The 15,694-nt window shown below is 60.1% G+C and carries 15 protein-coding genes; 3 read left to right on the top strand and 12 right to left on the bottom strand.

The window, feature by feature from the left end; all coding sequences use genetic code 11:
• Nucleotides 1–203: 203 nt before the first annotated feature.
• Nucleotides 204–1,091 carry a methylglyoxal synthase gene (locus ACNA0J_RS15115; protein ID WP_415819690.1) on the bottom strand — a complete coding sequence of 296 codons (888 nt, stop codon included), beginning with the start codon at nucleotides 1,089–1,091 and terminating at the stop codon, nucleotides 204–206.
• A 45-nt stretch (nucleotides 1,092–1,136) separates the two neighbouring features.
• Nucleotides 1,137–2,165: a LacI family DNA-binding transcriptional regulator gene (locus ACNA0J_RS15110; RefSeq protein ID WP_415819689.1), complete on the bottom strand. Its 1,029-nt coding sequence runs from the start codon at nucleotides 2,163–2,165 to the stop codon at nucleotides 1,137–1,139.
• A 208-nt stretch (nucleotides 2,166–2,373) separates the two neighbouring features.
• Between ACNA0J_RS15110 and ACNA0J_RS15105 the strand changes: the two genes are divergently transcribed.
• A complete protein-coding gene (locus ACNA0J_RS15105) occupies nucleotides 2,374–3,345 on the top strand; it encodes a Bug family tripartite tricarboxylate transporter substrate binding protein (protein WP_415819688.1) in 972 nt (323 codons plus the stop codon).
• Between the two features lie 237 nt (nucleotides 3,346–3,582).
• Nucleotides 3,583–4,932: a glucarate dehydratase gene (gene gudD / locus ACNA0J_RS15100; RefSeq protein WP_415819687.1), complete on the top strand. Its 1,350-nt coding sequence runs from the start codon at nucleotides 3,583–3,585 to the stop codon at nucleotides 4,930–4,932.
• Nucleotides 4,933–5,186: 254 nt separating this feature from the next.
• Here the strand turns inward: gudD and iscX are convergent, their stop codons facing one another.
• The 10 genes from iscX to uvrB all read right to left on the bottom strand — a co-directional run bounded on the left by iscX (nucleotide 5,187) and on the right by uvrB (nucleotide 13,860).
• A complete protein-coding gene (iscX, locus tag ACNA0J_RS15095) occupies nucleotides 5,187–5,381 on the bottom strand; it encodes a Fe-S cluster assembly protein IscX (protein ID WP_415805914.1) in 195 nt (64 codons plus the stop codon).
• Entirely contained in the window at nucleotides 5,381–5,722 is a 342-nt protein-coding gene (fdx, locus tag ACNA0J_RS15090; protein WP_415805915.1) for an ISC system 2Fe-2S type ferredoxin, read from the bottom strand. Before fdx ends, iscX begins: the two co-directional genes overlap by 1 nt.
• Nucleotides 5,723–5,725: 3 nt before the next feature.
• Nucleotides 5,726–7,639, bottom strand: coding sequence for a Fe-S protein assembly chaperone HscA (hscA, locus tag ACNA0J_RS15085; protein WP_415819686.1), 1,914 nt, complete (start codon nucleotides 7,637–7,639; stop codon nucleotides 5,726–5,728).
• Between the two features lie 64 nt (nucleotides 7,640–7,703).
• The gene (gene hscB / locus ACNA0J_RS15080; RefSeq protein WP_415819685.1) at nucleotides 7,704–8,216 is read right to left on the bottom strand and encodes a Fe-S protein assembly co-chaperone HscB; all 513 of its coding nucleotides are present in this window, start codon (nucleotides 8,214–8,216) and stop codon (nucleotides 7,704–7,706) included.
• Between the two features lie 2 nt (nucleotides 8,217–8,218).
• A complete protein-coding gene (iscA, locus tag ACNA0J_RS15075) occupies nucleotides 8,219–8,542 on the bottom strand; it encodes an iron-sulfur cluster assembly protein IscA (RefSeq protein ID WP_415819684.1) in 324 nt (107 codons plus the stop codon).
• A 3-nt stretch (nucleotides 8,543–8,545) separates the two neighbouring features.
• On the bottom strand, nucleotides 8,546–8,971 hold the full coding sequence (gene iscU / locus ACNA0J_RS15070) for a Fe-S cluster assembly scaffold IscU (protein WP_415819683.1): 426 nt from the start codon (nucleotides 8,969–8,971) through the stop codon (nucleotides 8,546–8,548).
• A 31-nt stretch (nucleotides 8,972–9,002) separates the two neighbouring features.
• Entirely contained in the window at nucleotides 9,003–10,214 is a 1,212-nt protein-coding gene (locus ACNA0J_RS15065) for an IscS subfamily cysteine desulfurase (protein WP_415819682.1), read from the bottom strand.
• Nucleotides 10,215–10,230: 16 nt separating this feature from the next.
• The gene (iscR, locus tag ACNA0J_RS15060; protein ID WP_415819681.1) at nucleotides 10,231–10,767 is read right to left on the bottom strand and encodes a Fe-S cluster assembly transcriptional regulator IscR; all 537 of its coding nucleotides are present in this window, start codon (nucleotides 10,765–10,767) and stop codon (nucleotides 10,231–10,233) included.
• A 246-nt stretch (nucleotides 10,768–11,013) separates the two neighbouring features.
• Complete coding sequence (locus tag ACNA0J_RS15055; protein ID WP_415819680.1) at nucleotides 11,014–11,505, bottom strand: low molecular weight protein-tyrosine-phosphatase; 492 nt, start codon at nucleotides 11,503–11,505, stop codon at nucleotides 11,014–11,016.
• Nucleotides 11,506–11,832: 327 nt separating this feature from the next.
• Nucleotides 11,833–13,860: an excinuclease ABC subunit UvrB gene (uvrB, locus tag ACNA0J_RS15050; protein ID WP_415819679.1), complete on the bottom strand. Its 2,028-nt coding sequence runs from the start codon at nucleotides 13,858–13,860 to the stop codon at nucleotides 11,833–11,835.
• A gap of 76 nt (nucleotides 13,861–13,936) precedes the next feature.
• Here uvrB and ACNA0J_RS15045 point away from each other — a divergent pair, with 76 nt between their 5' ends.
• On the top strand, nucleotides 13,937–15,139 hold the full coding sequence (locus ACNA0J_RS15045) for an amino acid aminotransferase (protein WP_415819678.1): 1,203 nt from the start codon (nucleotides 13,937–13,939) through the stop codon (nucleotides 15,137–15,139).
• Nucleotides 15,140–15,694: the final 555 nt, after the last annotated feature.

The following is a 15,694-nucleotide window of genomic DNA, read 5'->3' as shown; positions in this document are numbered from 1 at the left end:
GCCTCAAAGCCGAGTGGAGCGGATGCTGAAGGTAGGCCCGAAGGGGCCGGACGAAGCGAGCGAACACGGTGTCCGGCCCCCGCGGGCCGGACCGGCTTTGTGAAGCCCCCACGGCCCGATTGCCTCGGCTCGACGTCCATAAGCATGCCACCCGCCCATAAGCACACCCCCACCTATTCAACCAGAGCCAACAACGCAAACGCTCATATCCCCTGATGCTTGCGCACCGCCTCTGCCCAACGTCGCGCAACAGAAGGCGAGGTAGCGCACGTCGCGCTGGCTGTCACAACACGAACAGCACGCTCCAGCAGCTGGATATCGGCCTCGTGCTGGCGTGCCACGTGCGGGTCTTCGAAGAAGATCACGCGCTGGCATTGATGCTCCAGCACCAGCTCGGCGATCTGCGCATCGCCGCCGAGCGGGCCGCTCAGGTAACGCGTCACCCAGGGCGTGTCCTTGGGCCAGCCTCGCGACCATGCCAAGTCATTCAAGCGGCCGCCCGTTGTCCCCGTCGCCACACGGCGCGCATACTGCGACAACACTTCGAAATGCTCGTCGGCGAACGCCACCATGTCGTCTTTCAAGGCATCGTGGGCAATCAATGCCAAGGTCTGCCCCTCGAAATTGAACAACCGCGACAAGGCAGGATCCGGCGGCAAATCCGCCAACACGCGCTCGACCTCGATCCATTCAATCGCGCCAGCCAGCGTCGAAATGAACGGTCGGCCGTGCGTGATGCATTGACGCTTCAACGCCAGCGCTTCGGGGAAAATCGACGAAGGATCGACGGGATCAATCAGATAAATCGCGCCATCAAACGGCGCCTGCCCATCGCGCCCTTCGGTCACGCGGGCGACGAGTTTCATCAACCCGCCTTCGCGGCCATACGGATAGCGGATCAGCCCCCGATAGCCTTGCAACATACCCTCGCGCACGATGGCATCATGCGTGCGGCCTACCGTGTGCAGCTCGATCCCCATCTCGCGAATAGTGGCTCCCGAGGCACGCAGCCAAGTAAATAACGCCGCGTCAGGCGTCTCGTGATGAAGCCGGTTGGCCGCCAGGCCGAAGCGAAGATGAGGCACAGTCATATTGCTAGCAAAATAAGGTAGGTAGAAGAGAAATCTTAAGCCATATTACGTGCTTTCGCGCGCAACGATATGAAAGCCGATCTCCACGACCTGCTGCGCGGGCCATAGTCCATTGGCGCGAGCATCGATCATCTCGGCGGCCTGCTCGCCTATCGCTACGCCATCGACATGCACCGACGTGATCGACGGCGACATCGACGCGGCAAAATCCATGTCGCCAAATCCCACGACGGCCAAATCATCCGGCACGCTCAGCCCCTGCACGACAGCCTCTGTCAGCACACCGGCGGCCATCAGATCAGACGAGCAGAACACGGCATCGATGTCTTTCTGCAGGGCTTGCAATTGACGCAATCCCTCTCTGCCCTGCGCATGCGTGGTCGGCGCAGGCATGTGAATTACCCGCGGCTCCGGCAATCCGAGCGCCATCGCCGCACGCACGAAACTCTGCGCGCGCAATCGTGCACGCTCGTCGTCGCCGGCAAGCACCGCCTGACGCTTTTTACCGCGCTCATGCAGATACCGGCTGACTGCGGCGCCAATCGCATCGTGCGACAGGCTCAGCAGCATATCGATGGGGGTAGGCGTCGCATCCCAGGTCTCGACGATCGGGATGCCCGACGCCTTGAGCAATTGCCGCCCTTGTTCAGAATGCATCACACCCGTCAACACAATGCCATCTGGACGCCGGCCGATGATGGCGCGCAACAAGGCGTCCTCACTAGGCATGTCATAGCCGCTCTGCCCCACGATCAGTTGATAGCCCTTTGCCCCCAGAGATCGCGTCAACGCGGTAATCATCCCGCTGAACAAGGACCCCGCGATCGTCGGCACCAACACCGTCACCAAATGACTGCGCGACAACCGCAAACTGCCCGCCATCAGGTTCGGCACATAACCCAGCGACTGAATCGCCGCATTGACCTTTTCCAGCGTCTGGGGCGACACCGCCTGCGGCGTATTGATCGCCCGCGACACCGTGATCATCGCCACGCCAGCCACCCGAGCCACATCGCGCACCGTCACACTGGCACGTTCGCTGGAGCGGAGAGGATTCGGTTTCTCAGATGACATTTTCAATGTGGAAGTGACAAGGCCACCAAGCCTAACCTCTAGCTCCTCGAATGGGGAGGCGAGAGACCTAGGGTTTATACGGATATTCTGCCAGAGGCAGATATCCGTATTCTATAAAACTCAAATGACAACGTTACCAAATCACATGGCAACGTTACCATCAAATATGGTAACGTTGCCATCGATATAATACTTACCGGAGAGACACATGCATCAGCATGCACGTAAATGGCTCACAGGCCTCACCCTCATGTTGGCCGCGGGCGCCGCACAAGCCTGGCCCGACAAACCCGTCACCATGGTTGTCCCCTTCCCGCCGGGCGGCGCGACGGACTCCGTGGCCCGCGCCGTCGCCAACAAACTCGGCGAACAACTGAAGCAATCGTTTGTCGTGGAAAATAAAGCGGGCGCCACCGGCACCATCGGCGCCTCTCAAGTCGCCCGTGCCGCACCTGACGGCTACACCTTGATGGTGACCTCGCTCGCCCCCTTGGTCGTCGCCCCCCATCTGATGAAGGGCCTGAGCTACGATCCGGCAAAGGATTTCACCTACCTGACCGTTGCCGTGCAAACACCGAACGTCCTGGTCGTCAGCCCGAAACTGGCGCCCAGCATCAACTCGGTCCAGGACGTGCTCGCCCTGCTGAAGTCCAAGCCCGGTGAGATCAGTTTTGCGACCTCCGGCTCGGGCTCCTCCGATCACCTGACGGCTGAACTGTTCTGGCAAAAAACCGGTACCAAGGGCCTGCATATCCCGTACAAAGGCGGCGCACCGGCCATCTCTGATCTGCTGGGCAGCCAGGTCGACATGTCGTTCCAGAACGTAAACGCCGTGCTGCCGCACATCCAATCGGGCAAACTCAAAGCCATCGCCATCACCGGCAACAAGCGCTCACCTGTGTTGCCGAACGTGCCCACCCTTTCCGAGTTGAACGTCCCGGGTGTCGAAGTCTATGCTTGGCAAGGCATTGTCGCCCCCAAGAACCTGCCGGCAGATATCCGCGACAAGCTCTCCGCAGCGCTCACCACTGCCATCAAGGATCCAGCCGTCAGCAAACCCTTTACCGACGTCGGCCTGGAAGTCGTCGCCAACACTCCAGAGACCTTTACGAAATTCCAGCAAGACGAAAGCAAACGCTGGAAAACCGTGATCGAAACCGGCAACATTACCGTGCAATAAATCATCTTTGGTCGCGGTGAAAATAGATCGCTACCCGGGCCTGCCTCGCACGTGGCGATCTATCATCCCGCTGCTCGTTTAAATGCGCCATCCGGTCCGCTCGGGTAGCCGTCTGCAATACCCGGCCCGTGCACACCAGCATCTGCCAACGCCGTCCCACTACGCACCTCGATTACCGCTCGCCGTTATTTTCTGCCATCCCGTTTCCCGCAGCAGGCTTTGTTTCAAGAGATCACCATGTCGACCACTGCCACTCCCTCTCGCCACACCCCCGTCATCACTCACATGCGCGTCGTTCCCGTGGCGGGCCAGGACTCGATGCTGCTCAACCTGAGCGGCGCCCACGCCCCATACTTCACGCGCAATCTGATCATTCTGACCGACAGTGCAGGCAACACAGGCGCGGGCGAAGTTCCTGGCGGAGAAAAGATCCGCGAAACCCTGGAAGACGCACGTGACATCATCGTCGGCAGCGCCATTGGCGACTACAACCGAACGTTGAATAAAATGCGCCAGGCCTTCGCCAATCGCGACAGCGCGGGACGTGGGCAACAAACCTTTGATTTACGCATCGCGATTCACGCCGTGACGGCCGCAGAATCAGCGCTGCTCGACCTGCTGGGCCAACACCTGCAGGTCCCGTTGGCCGCCTTGCTGGGCGAAGGCGTACAGCGCACGTCGGTGCAAATGCTGGGCTATCTGTTCTACGTCGGCGACCGCAATGCCACGCCCCTGCCCTATCACAGCGAACCCGACGCCGCGGACGACTGGCTGCGTCTGCGTCACGAAAAGGCCCTGACACCCGAAGCCATCGTCAAACTCGCCGAGGCATCCTACCAACGCTATGGCTTTGAGGACTTCAAACTCAAAGGCGGCGTGCTGCGCGGCGAAGAAGAAGTCGAAGCCATCCGCGCCCTGCACGAACGTTTCCCGAAAGCGCGCATCACATTGGATCCCAACGGCGGCTGGCTGCTGCAAGACGCGATCCGCCTATGCCGTGACCTGCATGGCGTCATGGCCTACGCAGAAGATCCCTGCGGCGCCGAAGGCGTATTCTCCGGCCGCGAAGTGATGGCGGAATTCCGCCGCGCCACAGGCCTGCCCACCGCCACCAACATGATCGCCACCGACTGGCGCGAAATGGCGCATGCGCTTTCACTGCAATCCGTCGATATCCCGCTGGCCGATCCGCATTTCTGGACGCTGCAGGGCTCGGTGCGCGTCGCGCAGACATGCCAGGCATTTGGCCTGACCTGGGGCTCGCATTCGAACAATCATTTCGACATCTCGCTGGCCATGTTCACCCACGTAGGCGCAGCCGCCCCAGGACGCGTCACCGCGATCGACACGCACTGGATCTGGCAAGACGGCCAATACCTGACGCGCAATCCCTTGCAGATCAAACAAGGTCACATCGAGCTGCCACAGACCGGCGGATTGGGCATCGAGCTCGACATGGATGCCATCGAACGCGCACACCAACTTTACCTGCAACACGGTCTGGGCGCACGCGACGACGCCATGGCAATGCAATACCTCGTGCCGGACTGGAAGTTCAACAACAAACTGCCTTGCTTGGTACGTTGATACACCTACATGCAGCCGGCTCGCTGCTGACAAAGCACTCGAATTCGTCAGGCACCGAGCATTCAGCAAAGGCCGTGCTGCAGGTAGGCTGAGCTTTAGGCAGCCCAGCAACGGCAGGCTCCACGCTTCGCCGTGCTCCTCAAAAAGGACCTTTTCGTCTCGGAGACAGCCTACAGTAAAAACCCCGGCCACTGAGTGCATGCCTCAGTGCCGGGGTTTAATCGTCAACATGGCCTCTCAGGCCGTACAGAAACTCAATCCGCCTCTTCGATCCAGGCCATCTGGATCGCCTCGAGGATCTTTTCCCCGCTGCGGCTGGGATCATCGTCAAAGCCCGGCAAGGCTATGACCCATTCACGCAGTTGCGTAAAACGCACGGTGTTGGGATCGACGTCCGGATGCGTATCCACCAAGGCGGCGGCGATATCGTATGTATCTACCCACTTCATCAGTGTGCCTCTTTCGCGTGATTGATCGTGTATTTGGGGATTTCGACCGTCAGGTCCGTGTCTTCGACAATCGCCTGGCACGACAACCGAGAGGTCGAGCTCAATCCCCAGGCCTTGTCCAACATGTCTTCTTCGCTATCCGACGCGTCCTCCAACGAGGAAAAGCCTTCGCGCACAATCACGTGACAGGTCGTGCAGGCACACGATAATTCGCACGCATGCTCGATATCAATGTGATTGTTGAGCAAGACACGGCAGATAGACTGGCCCTTGGGCGCGTCTTCGATGACGGCTCCCTCGGGGCACAATTCCGGGTGAGGCAATACGGTGAGTTTAGGCATACGTCAGGCGAGTTCGTCTAATTTACGGCCAGCCAGCGCTGCACGGATACCACGATCCATGCGACGGGCGGCAAAGTCTTCGGTGGCATCGGACAAGGCTTGAACAGCAGCGCGCACGACATCGACATCGTCAGCACCTTGCGCAGCGGCAGCCGCCGCGACACGTTCATCCACCAACTGTCGTTCCGCTGCGTCCAGCAAATCGCCGTCGGCCGCCAGCGCTGCCTGCACGGACTCAACGAGCTGACGCGCCTCGACCTGCTGCTCACGCAGCATGCGGGCTCGCGCATCGCTGTCCGCCTGCGCCACGCTGTCGGCCAACATGCGGGTAATCTCATCATCCGACAGGCCATACGAGGGTTTGACCGACACAGAGGCCTCGACGCCCGTGCTTTGCTCGCGCGCCGTCACGCTCAACAAACCATCGGCGTCGACCTGGAACGTCACGCGAATCCGCGCCGCGCCCGCCACCATCGGGGGAATGCCCCGCAACTCAAAACGGGCCAGCGAACGGCAGTCGGACACCAGCTCACGCTCGCCCTGCACCACATGCACACTCATGGCGCCTTGACCGTCTTTGAACGTGGTGAACTCCTGGGCACGCGCCACAGGGATCGTGCTGTTGCGAGGAATGATGCGCTCGACCAGCCCGCCCATGGTTTCCAACCCCAGCGACAAGGGCGTCACATCCAATAGCAACCAGTCCTCGCCGGGCATGCGGTTGCCAGCCAGCAAGTTAGCCTGCAACGCCGCGCCCAGGGCCACCACTTGATCGGGATCCAGATCGACCAGAGGCTGCGTTCCAAACAGATCAGCCACCGCCTGGCGGATCACCGGCATACGAGTGGCCCCGCCTACCATCACCACGCCTTTGACATCGGACACGGTCAAAGCCGCATCACGCAACGCAGCACGGGCACGATCCAACGTACGGCGCACCAGCGGCTGCGCCAACTGTTCGAACTGGGCACGGCTCAATGTGACGTTCAACGCACGGCCGTCTTGCAACACCGCGCTCAGTGTCGCGCTGTCAGCGTCAGACAAGGCCTCACGCGCCGCACGGGCGGCAACGAGCAAAGCACGACGGTCGGCGGGGACCAACGATCTGAGCGACGATTGACCGTCAGATGCATCGGACACTGCTCCCGCAGCGCCCTCACCCGCCAAAGCCGCGTAGGCATACTCGCCAATGAGCCAATCGAAATCGTCGCCGCCCAATGCGGTATCGCCTCCGGTCGCAACGACCTCGAACACCCCTTTGGTCAAGCGCAGGATGGAAACATCAAACGTGCCTCCACCCAAGTCATAAACGGCGTAAGTACCCTCGGCAGCCTGATCCAGGCCATAAGCAATTGCCGCGGCGGTGGGCTCATTCAACAGGCGCAGAACATTCAGGCCCGCCAAACGGGCGGCATCGCGCGTGGCCTGACGCTGGGCATCATCGAAATATGCCGGCACCGTAATCACGGCGCCGACCAGGTCATCGCCCAATACGTCTTCGGCGCGTTGGCGCAACGTGGCCAATATCTGTGCCGAGATCTCGACCGGGCTCAGGTCGCCCTGCACCGTCCGCAGCCGCACCATACCCGGCGCGTCAACAAACTCGTATGGCGCCCCGCTGGCCACAGCCTCATCGAGCGCACGCCCCATGAAACGCTTGACCGATACGATGGTATTCAAAGGATCTGCGGCCTGCTGCACCAATGCCTGCCGGCCAATGTTGACCTTGCCATCGGCAAAATAGCGCACGGCCGACGGCAGCAAAGCCTGGCCATCGGCATCGAGCAAAACCTCTGAAGCGCTGCTGCGTACAGCGGCGACCAGGGAGTTTGTCGTCCCCAGGTCGATACCCACTGCCAGCTTGCGTTGGTGTGGCGCCGGCGATTCGCCTGGCTCGGAAATCTGCAATAAGGCCATGATTATGCTTCGAATCGAAAAGCGAAAAAGCGGCGCAAGCCGCGCGACGCTGGCACGATGACCGCTAGTGGGTCACTTGCACCGCGGCGAGTTCTTGGGCCAGTTTCTCGACGAACATCCACTCGCGCACCTTGATGCCGGCGGCCGCGTAGTCGTGGCGCTCGTCGAGCAATGTCGTGAGTGTGTCTTGCATCTGCCGGCGAGCCTGAGTCAACTCGGCCTCGAGCGCTGCGTACGCATCAGGATCGTTGCGCGCGTCGTCCAGCATTTCGCGCCATTGCATCTGCTGCGTCAGAAACGACACGTCCATCGACGTATTGCTTTCAGTTTGCAGATCGACGCCAGCCTGCTCGCACAAATAACGAGCCCGCAATAACGGATCCCGCAATTGCCGATAGGCCTCGTTGGCACGCGCCGCCCACTGCATGGCGACACGACGCTCGGCCGGACTGGCCGTCGCAAAACGATCCGGATGCACCTGTGCGGCCACAGTGCGCCAAGCGCTCTCGAGTACCTGCCCATCGATATTGAATCGCGCGGGCAAACCAAACAAACTGAAGTGATTGTCCGCGGCCAAGACTACACCGTGAACGACTCGCCGCAGCCGCAGGTCGCCTTCTCGTTGGGATTGCTGAACTTGAAGCCCTCGTTCAGGCCCTCGCGTGCGTAGTCGAGCTCGGTACCATCCAGATAGGACAGGCTCTTGGGATCGACGAACACCCTGACGCCAAAGCTTTCGAAGATCAGATCTTCGGGTGCGGGATCATCGACATATTCGAGCTTGTACGCCATGCCCGAACATCCCGTGGTACGCACGCCCAGGCGCAGGCCGACGCCCTTGCCACGCTTTTGCAGGTAGCGCCCGATATGCGAGGCCGCCTGTTGGGTCAAGGTTACAGCCATCGCTCAGCCCGCCGTCGCAACCGCCGCCGCATCGGATTGCGCAGGTGCAGCAGCGTGTTTGTCTTTGTAATCCTGGACGGCAGCCTTGATGGCGTCTTCGGCCAAGATCGAACAGTGGATCTTCACGGGCGGCAATGCCAGTTCTTCGGCAATGTGCGTATTGCGGATGTTGAGGGCCTCGTCCAGCGATTTGCCCTTGACCCATTCCGTCACCAGCGAGCTGGAGGCGATGGCCGAGCCACAGCCGTAGGTCTTGAAGCGTGCGTCTTCGATGATGCCCGAATCGTTCACCTTGATTTGCAGCTTCATCACGTCGCCGCAAGCCGGTGCGCCGACCATGCCGGTGCCGACCGAGTCGTCACCCTTTTCGAACGAGCCCACATTGCGGGGATTTTCGTAGTGATCCAGAACTTTGGTGCTGTATGCCATGATGTTTCTCCTGTATCTGTCGCGTGGCGGCTTAGTGGGCCGCCCACTGCACGCTATTCAGGTCAATGCCGTCCTGGGCCATTTCCCACAGCGGCGACATATCGCGCAATTTGCCCACGCGGCTCTTGATGAGCTCGATCGTGAAGTCGACTTCTTGTTCGGTGGTAAAGCGGCCCAGCGTAAAACGAATGGAGCTATGCGCCAGCTCATCATTGCGGCCAAGCGCGCGCAACACGTAAGACGGCTCCAGGCTGGCCGAGGTGCAAGCGGAACCGCTCGAAACCGCCAGTTCCTTGATCGCCATGATCAGCGATTCGCCTTCGACATAGTTGAAGCTGACGTTCAGATTGTGCGGAACGCGGTGCTCCATGCTGCCGTTCAGATAGGTTTCTTCGATTTGCGACAGGCCTGCCCACAAACGATCACGCAGCATGCGGATACGTTCGTTTTCAGTGCCCATCTCCTCGCGCGCCAGGCGGAATGCTTCGCCCATACCGACGATCTGGTGCGTGGCCAGGGTGCCGGAACGGAAACCACGTTCGTGACCGCCACCATGGATTTGCGCCTCGATACGCACGCGCGGTTTGCGACGCACATACAAGGCACCGATGCCCTTGGGACCGTAGGTCTTGTGTGCGGAGAACGCCATCAGATCGACTTTCACCTTTTGCAGATCGATTTCGACCTTGCCGGTGGCTTGCGCCGCATCCACGTGAAAAATAATGCCTTTTTCACGGCAGATTTCACCCAAGGTCTCGATATCCTGGATCACACCGATTTCGTTGTTAACCAGCATTACCGAAACCAGAATGGTGTCGGGACGAAGCGCTGCCTTGAAAACGTCCAGATCCAGCAGGCCGTCATCACGCACATCGAGGTAGGTGACCTCGAAGCCTTGGCGCTCCAGCTCCCGACAGGTGTCCAGCACCGCCTTGTGCTCGGTCTTGACCGTGATAATGTGCTTGCCGCGCTCGGCGTAGAAATTGGCCGCGCCCTTGATAGCCAGGTTATCCGACTCGGTCGCACCGGACGTCCAGATGATCTCGCGGGGATCGGCGTTGACGAGTTTGGCGACTTCGTTGCGGGCGTTTTCGACCGCCTCTTCGGCCTCCCAGCCAAAGGCGTGGCTACGCGACGCGGGGTTGCCAAAGTTGTCGTACAGCCAAGGCACCATTTTGTCGACCACGCGCGGATCGACTGGCGTGGTGGCAGAGTAATCGAGATAAATTGGGCGAGTGGTCATGAAGTGCTACTCCTGCTTATACGGTGGCGTCGGCGGCGACGGCGGACACAGCGGTCGCGGTTTCGCCCGCGCCTCGCTCCATCCGTACGGTGGAACACCCTTGTGCCGCCTTGGAGGCCTCCTGCAATTGGCGCAGCCGTTGCTGATCGACCAGGTCTTGCAGGGAAACGGAATCTAGATAGTCGACCATTTTGCGGTTCAGCGTGGTCCAGAGCTCGTGCGTCATGCACTTGCCGGACTTGCCGTCGCGACCGCTGGTGCAGTCGTGCTTGCCGCCACAGCTGGTGGCGTCCAGCGGCTCGTCCACCGCAAAAATGATGTCGGCAACCGTGACGTTGCGCGCCAGACGGGCCAGCGAATAACCGCCGCCGGGGCCGCGCACGCTATCGACCAGCTCGTGCCGGCGCAGTTTGCCGAAGAGCTGTTCAAGGTAAGAAAGCGAGATATTCTGGCGCTGACTGATCGCCGCGAGCGTTACCGGACCGCTGTGCTGCCGCATGGCCAGGTCGATCATCGCGGTAACCGCGAAACGCCCCTTTGTAGTGAGCCGCATGGTGGATTCCTGTGGAAACGTGCTGGCGCCCATCATCGGGCAACCAATACCTGAGTAATTGCGTCAAGTATAGCAAATTCCCGACTAAATTGCTAAGTCATCTTCAGGAATATGCATATAAGCGAGACATCGGCTAGCTCCCGCAACGCCCTACCCGGGGATGACGGACACGCGCATCCACCATAAAAAACCGCGCCAAGGCGCGGTTTTTGAGCTGATCGAGCCAGCTTAAGCTATAGCCAGTAATTAGGCTGCCTGGTATTGGGTAGCCCGCTTGCGGACCAGCTCCAACACACCCTGACAGGCATCCTCCAGGTAATCCAGGACCTTGCCGAAGCCATCGAGGCCGCCATAGTACGGATCAGGCACCGTGGCTTCTTCGAATTCATTGGCAAAGCGCATCAGCAGCATCAGCTTGTGCTGATAAATTTTCGGGCATTGCTGTTGCAGCGCGGAAAGATTGTCCCAATCCATAGCCAAAATGAGATCAAATTCGCGGAAGTCGTCCGCCGTCACCTGGCGGGCCTCGCAATGGTTGATCTCGTAGCCGCGCTTGCGAGCGGCCGCCTGGGCGCGGGCGTCAGGCGCCTCGCCAATGTGATAGGCATGCGTACCAGCGGAATCCACACGCACCACCTCCCCCAAACCGGCATCGCTCACCAAATGGCGAAAAACGCCCTCTGCGCTGGGGGAGCGGCAGATGTTACCCATGCAAACGAAAAGTACCTTGGTCATCATGGGTGTAAGTCTGCGGGAAAACCCGGAATATAGCAAGTTTTTTTTGCAATTGCGCAACTGGGCTGCCCTTTAGTGTTACTGTAATTTTTTCGTTAAAAGTCAATGATATACAACGATAATTACGAGTAACACATGAGCTATTTGAGGCATTGCCTGTAACAAACCCGTTGGATTGACCGCAGCGCAGCAGCGACCTGTAACCGCCGCTGGCCAATGTGCTGCGACACCACCTTGTTAAGGGCCCGCGGCCGCCCTATCAGCCTCACTGAACGGCATCATGAGGCCCGCGCGCTTCGCACCCAGCGACGATGTTTCCAGGCCCTTCGGTTAAGCGGCGCCATCCAACAATACGCGCTGCTTGAGCGCATTCAGCGCATCTCGCGCAGCGGCAGCTTGCTCGAACTCCAGGTTGCGGGCATGGTCTGTCATGAGCTTTTCGAGACGACGAATTTCCTTGGCCACGGCCTTTTCGTCGGTCAAGACCTCGGGACCGATAGCCGCCTCCAGCGTATCGTGACGAACCGGCGCCACGATGCCATCGATGAGCTCGCGCACCGCTTTGTTCACGCCGCGCGCGGTGATGCCGTTGTCCGCGTTGAATTGCAGTTGTTTGTTGCGCCGGCGCTCCGTTTCGTCCATGGCGCGCCGCATGGAGGCGGTGATCTGGTCAGCGTACAGAATGGCATGGCCATTGAGATTTCGCGCCGCCCGGCCGATCGTCTGGATCAAGCTGCGCTCCGAACGCAGGAAACCTTCTTTGTCGGCGTCGAGAATGGCGACCAGTGACACCTCAGGGATATCCAGCCCCTCGCGCAGCAAGTTGATCCCGACCAACACATCAAAGGTGCCCAGCCGCAGATCACGAATGATCTCGACGCGCTCGACCGTGTCGATATCGGAGTGCAAATAGCGGACACGAACACCGTGCTCGGACAGATAGTCTGTCAGGTCTTCGGCCATACGCTTGGTCAAGGTCGTCACCAGCACGCGTTCCTGCGCAGCTACACGCACCTTGATTTCGCCCAGCAAATCGTCGACCTGAGTGCGCGCGGGCCGCACCTCCACCTGCGGGTCTACCAGCCCGGTAGGCCGCACGACTTGCTCGACCACATTGTCGGCGTGTTCTTGCTCATATGCCGCAGGCGTCGCCGAAACGAACACGCACTGACGCATACGCGCCTCGAACTCCTCCAGTTTCAACGGCCGATTATCCAGGGCCGAGGGCAGCCTGAAACCGTATTGCACCAAGGTCTCTTTGCGCGCCCTATCACCCCGATACATCCCCCCCAACTGCCCTATCGTGACGTGGCTTTCGTCGATGAACATCAATGCATCGGAGGGCAGATAATCAATCAGCGTGGGTGGCGGCTCGCCCGCCGCGGCACCCGACAAGTGGCGAGAATAGTTTTCGATACCTTTGCAAAACCCGAGCTCTTGCAGCATCTCCAAATCGAAACGCGTACGCTGCTCAAGCCGCTGCGCCTCGACAAGTTTGCCGTCAGCAGTCAGGAATTTCAGGCGCTCGCGCAGCTCTTCTTTGATCGTCTCGATGGCGCGCAACACGGTATCACGCGGCGTGACATAGTGCGAACCAGGATAGACAGTAAAGCGGGGAACCTTTTGACGTACGCGCCCGGTCAGCGGATCGAACAACTCCAACGTCTCGATCTCGTCATCAAATAGCGCCAGGCGCAATGCCAATTCCGGGCTTTCCGCCGGGAAAATATCGATCGTCTCCCCGCGCACACGGAATGTGCCACGGGTGAAATCCGCGTCGTTGCGCGTGTACTGCATGGCGACCAGGCGCGCCAATATTTCGCGCCGCGAGATGCGATCGCCGGAACGCAGAATCAACACCATCGCGTGATAATCGCCCGGATTACCGATACCGTAGATACACGAGACAGTTCCCACAATCACCGTGTCGCGCCGCTCGAGCAGGCTCTTGGTTGCGGACAGGCGCATCTGCTCGATATGTTCGTTGATGGACGAATCCTTTTCAATGAACAGGTCGCGTGTGGGGACGTAGGCCTCGGGCTGATAGTAGTCGTAGTACGACACGAAATACTCGACGGCGTTCTTGGGAAAGAACTCGCGCATTTCGGCGTACAACTGCGCCGCCAAGGTCTTGTTTGGCGCCAATACCAACGCAGGCCGGCCGAGCCGGGCGATGATGTTGGCCATGGTGTAGGTCTTGCCAGAACCCGTCACACCCAGCAAGGTTTGGCACATCAAACCGTCTCGAATGCCATCGCTCAGCCCTTCGATCGCGCCAGGCTGGTCGCCAGCAGGCGGATACGGCTGATACAAATGAAAGGGGCTGTCGGGGAAATCGACGAATCCAGGAGCTGTCATGCTAGACTGTCTGAGGGTAAACCCCTCATTATCCACAGCAGTGCCTTCCGCGTCTATCTACCCTTAGCGAATCCTCATGAGCTCTCTTTTCGATTCCGTCGAACTTGCGCCGCGCGACCCCATCCTGGGTCTGAACGAACAGTACAACGCCGACACCCGCCCCGGTAAAGTCAATCTGGGCGTGGGCGTGTACTACGATGACGACGGTCGCATTCCCCTGCTGGCTGCTGTGCGCAAGGCCGAAATTGCGCGTATCGAAGCGGCCGCCGCGCGCGGCTATCTGCCTATCGAGGGCATTGCCGGCTACAACAAGGGCGCTCAAACGCTGTTGCTGGGCGCTGATTCCCCGCTGGCCGCCGAAGGCCGCGTGTTGACCACCCAGGCCCTGGGCGGCACCGGCGCACTGAAAATCGGCGCAGATTTCCTGCGTCAATTGCTGCCCCAGTCCAAAGTGCTGATCAGCAATCCCAGCTGGGAAAACCACCGCGCCCTGTTCGAACGCGCGGGCTTCCCGGTCGATACCTACGCCTATTACGACGCCGCGACGCACGGCCTGGATTTCCAGGGCATGCTGGCCTCGCTGCAGGCCGCCCCTGAACAGACCATCGTGGTGTTGCACGCTTGCTGCCACAACCCGACTGGCGTTGATCCTACGGCCGAGCAGTGGCAACAAATCGCCCAGATCGTCAAGTCTCGCAAGCTGGTGCCGTTCCTGGACATCGCTTACCAAGGCTTTGGCGCCGGCCTGCAAGAGGACGCCGCCGTCGTACGCTTGTTTGCAGATCTGGGCCTGACGATGCTGATCAGCTCGTCGTTCTCGAAATCGTTCTCGCTGTATGGCGAGCGCGTGGGCGCCCTGACGGTGGTCGCGGGCAACCAAGACGAAGCCAAGCGTGTGCTGAGCCAGCTCAAGCGCGTGATCCGCACCAACTACTCCAACCCGCCCACGCACGGCGGCACGGTGGTGTCGTCGGTGTTGAACACGCCCGAGCTGTATACGCTATGGGAACAGGAACTCGCCAGTATGCGTGACCGCATCCGTCTGATGCGCGAACAACTGGTCGACAAAATCAAGGCAGCAGGCGCCTCGCAAGACTTCAGTTTCGTACGCGAGCAGCGCGGCATGTTCTCGTATTCGGGCCTGACCTCGGCACAAGTCGACACCCTGCGCGAAGAACACGGCATCTACGCCGTGTCCAGCGGCCGCATCTGCGTCGCTGCGCTCAACAGCCACAATATCGATACAGTGGCCAAGGCTATCGCAGCGGTCATCAAATAAACAGCAGGCGCACTCTCACCTGACTGAAGGACCCGGACGCAAGAACGGGTCCTTTTCTTTTTTGTCGCCGGGCCGCCCCAAGATAAAAACGCCCCCCTCGGGGGGCAGCAAGCCGAAGGCGCAGCGTGAGGGCATTTTTATCGCTGTTCGTGTGGTGGGCGGTTGCTGCTCTTGATTGTCTCTCTGAAGGCGTCCCTGTCGCGTGCCTGAGCGTGGCGCCGGGCCTATCGCACGGACTCGGCCCATGAGCAGGGGCCTCGGTCCGCTGCGCGGACTAAATCCGTGCTCAACGGCCCGGCACCACGCCCAGGCACGCGACAGGGACTCATGATGAGGGAATGCAACGAGGGCTNATGGCCATCAGCTGTTTNTTGAANCCGNCTTTGGCAATGCGATGGGTTGAGCTAGCNCCACCCGCCTAGCCTGAACGTCACTCAACAGCGTTGATACAGCAAAGCGCATGACATCCGTNAATGGCAGNCATTGCGAGCAGGAGGTCGGCGTGTAAAAGCCCCGCCGGGCCGTTGAGCCGCGATTTAGCCCGCGAAGCGGGCC

Source organism: Bordetella tumbae, from assembly GCF_965139195.1.
GTDB classification, from domain to species: domain Bacteria; phylum Pseudomonadota; class Gammaproteobacteria; order Burkholderiales; family Burkholderiaceae_B; genus Bordetella_A; species Bordetella_A tumbae.
This window is presented reverse-complemented; position numbering and strand designations above follow the sequence as displayed.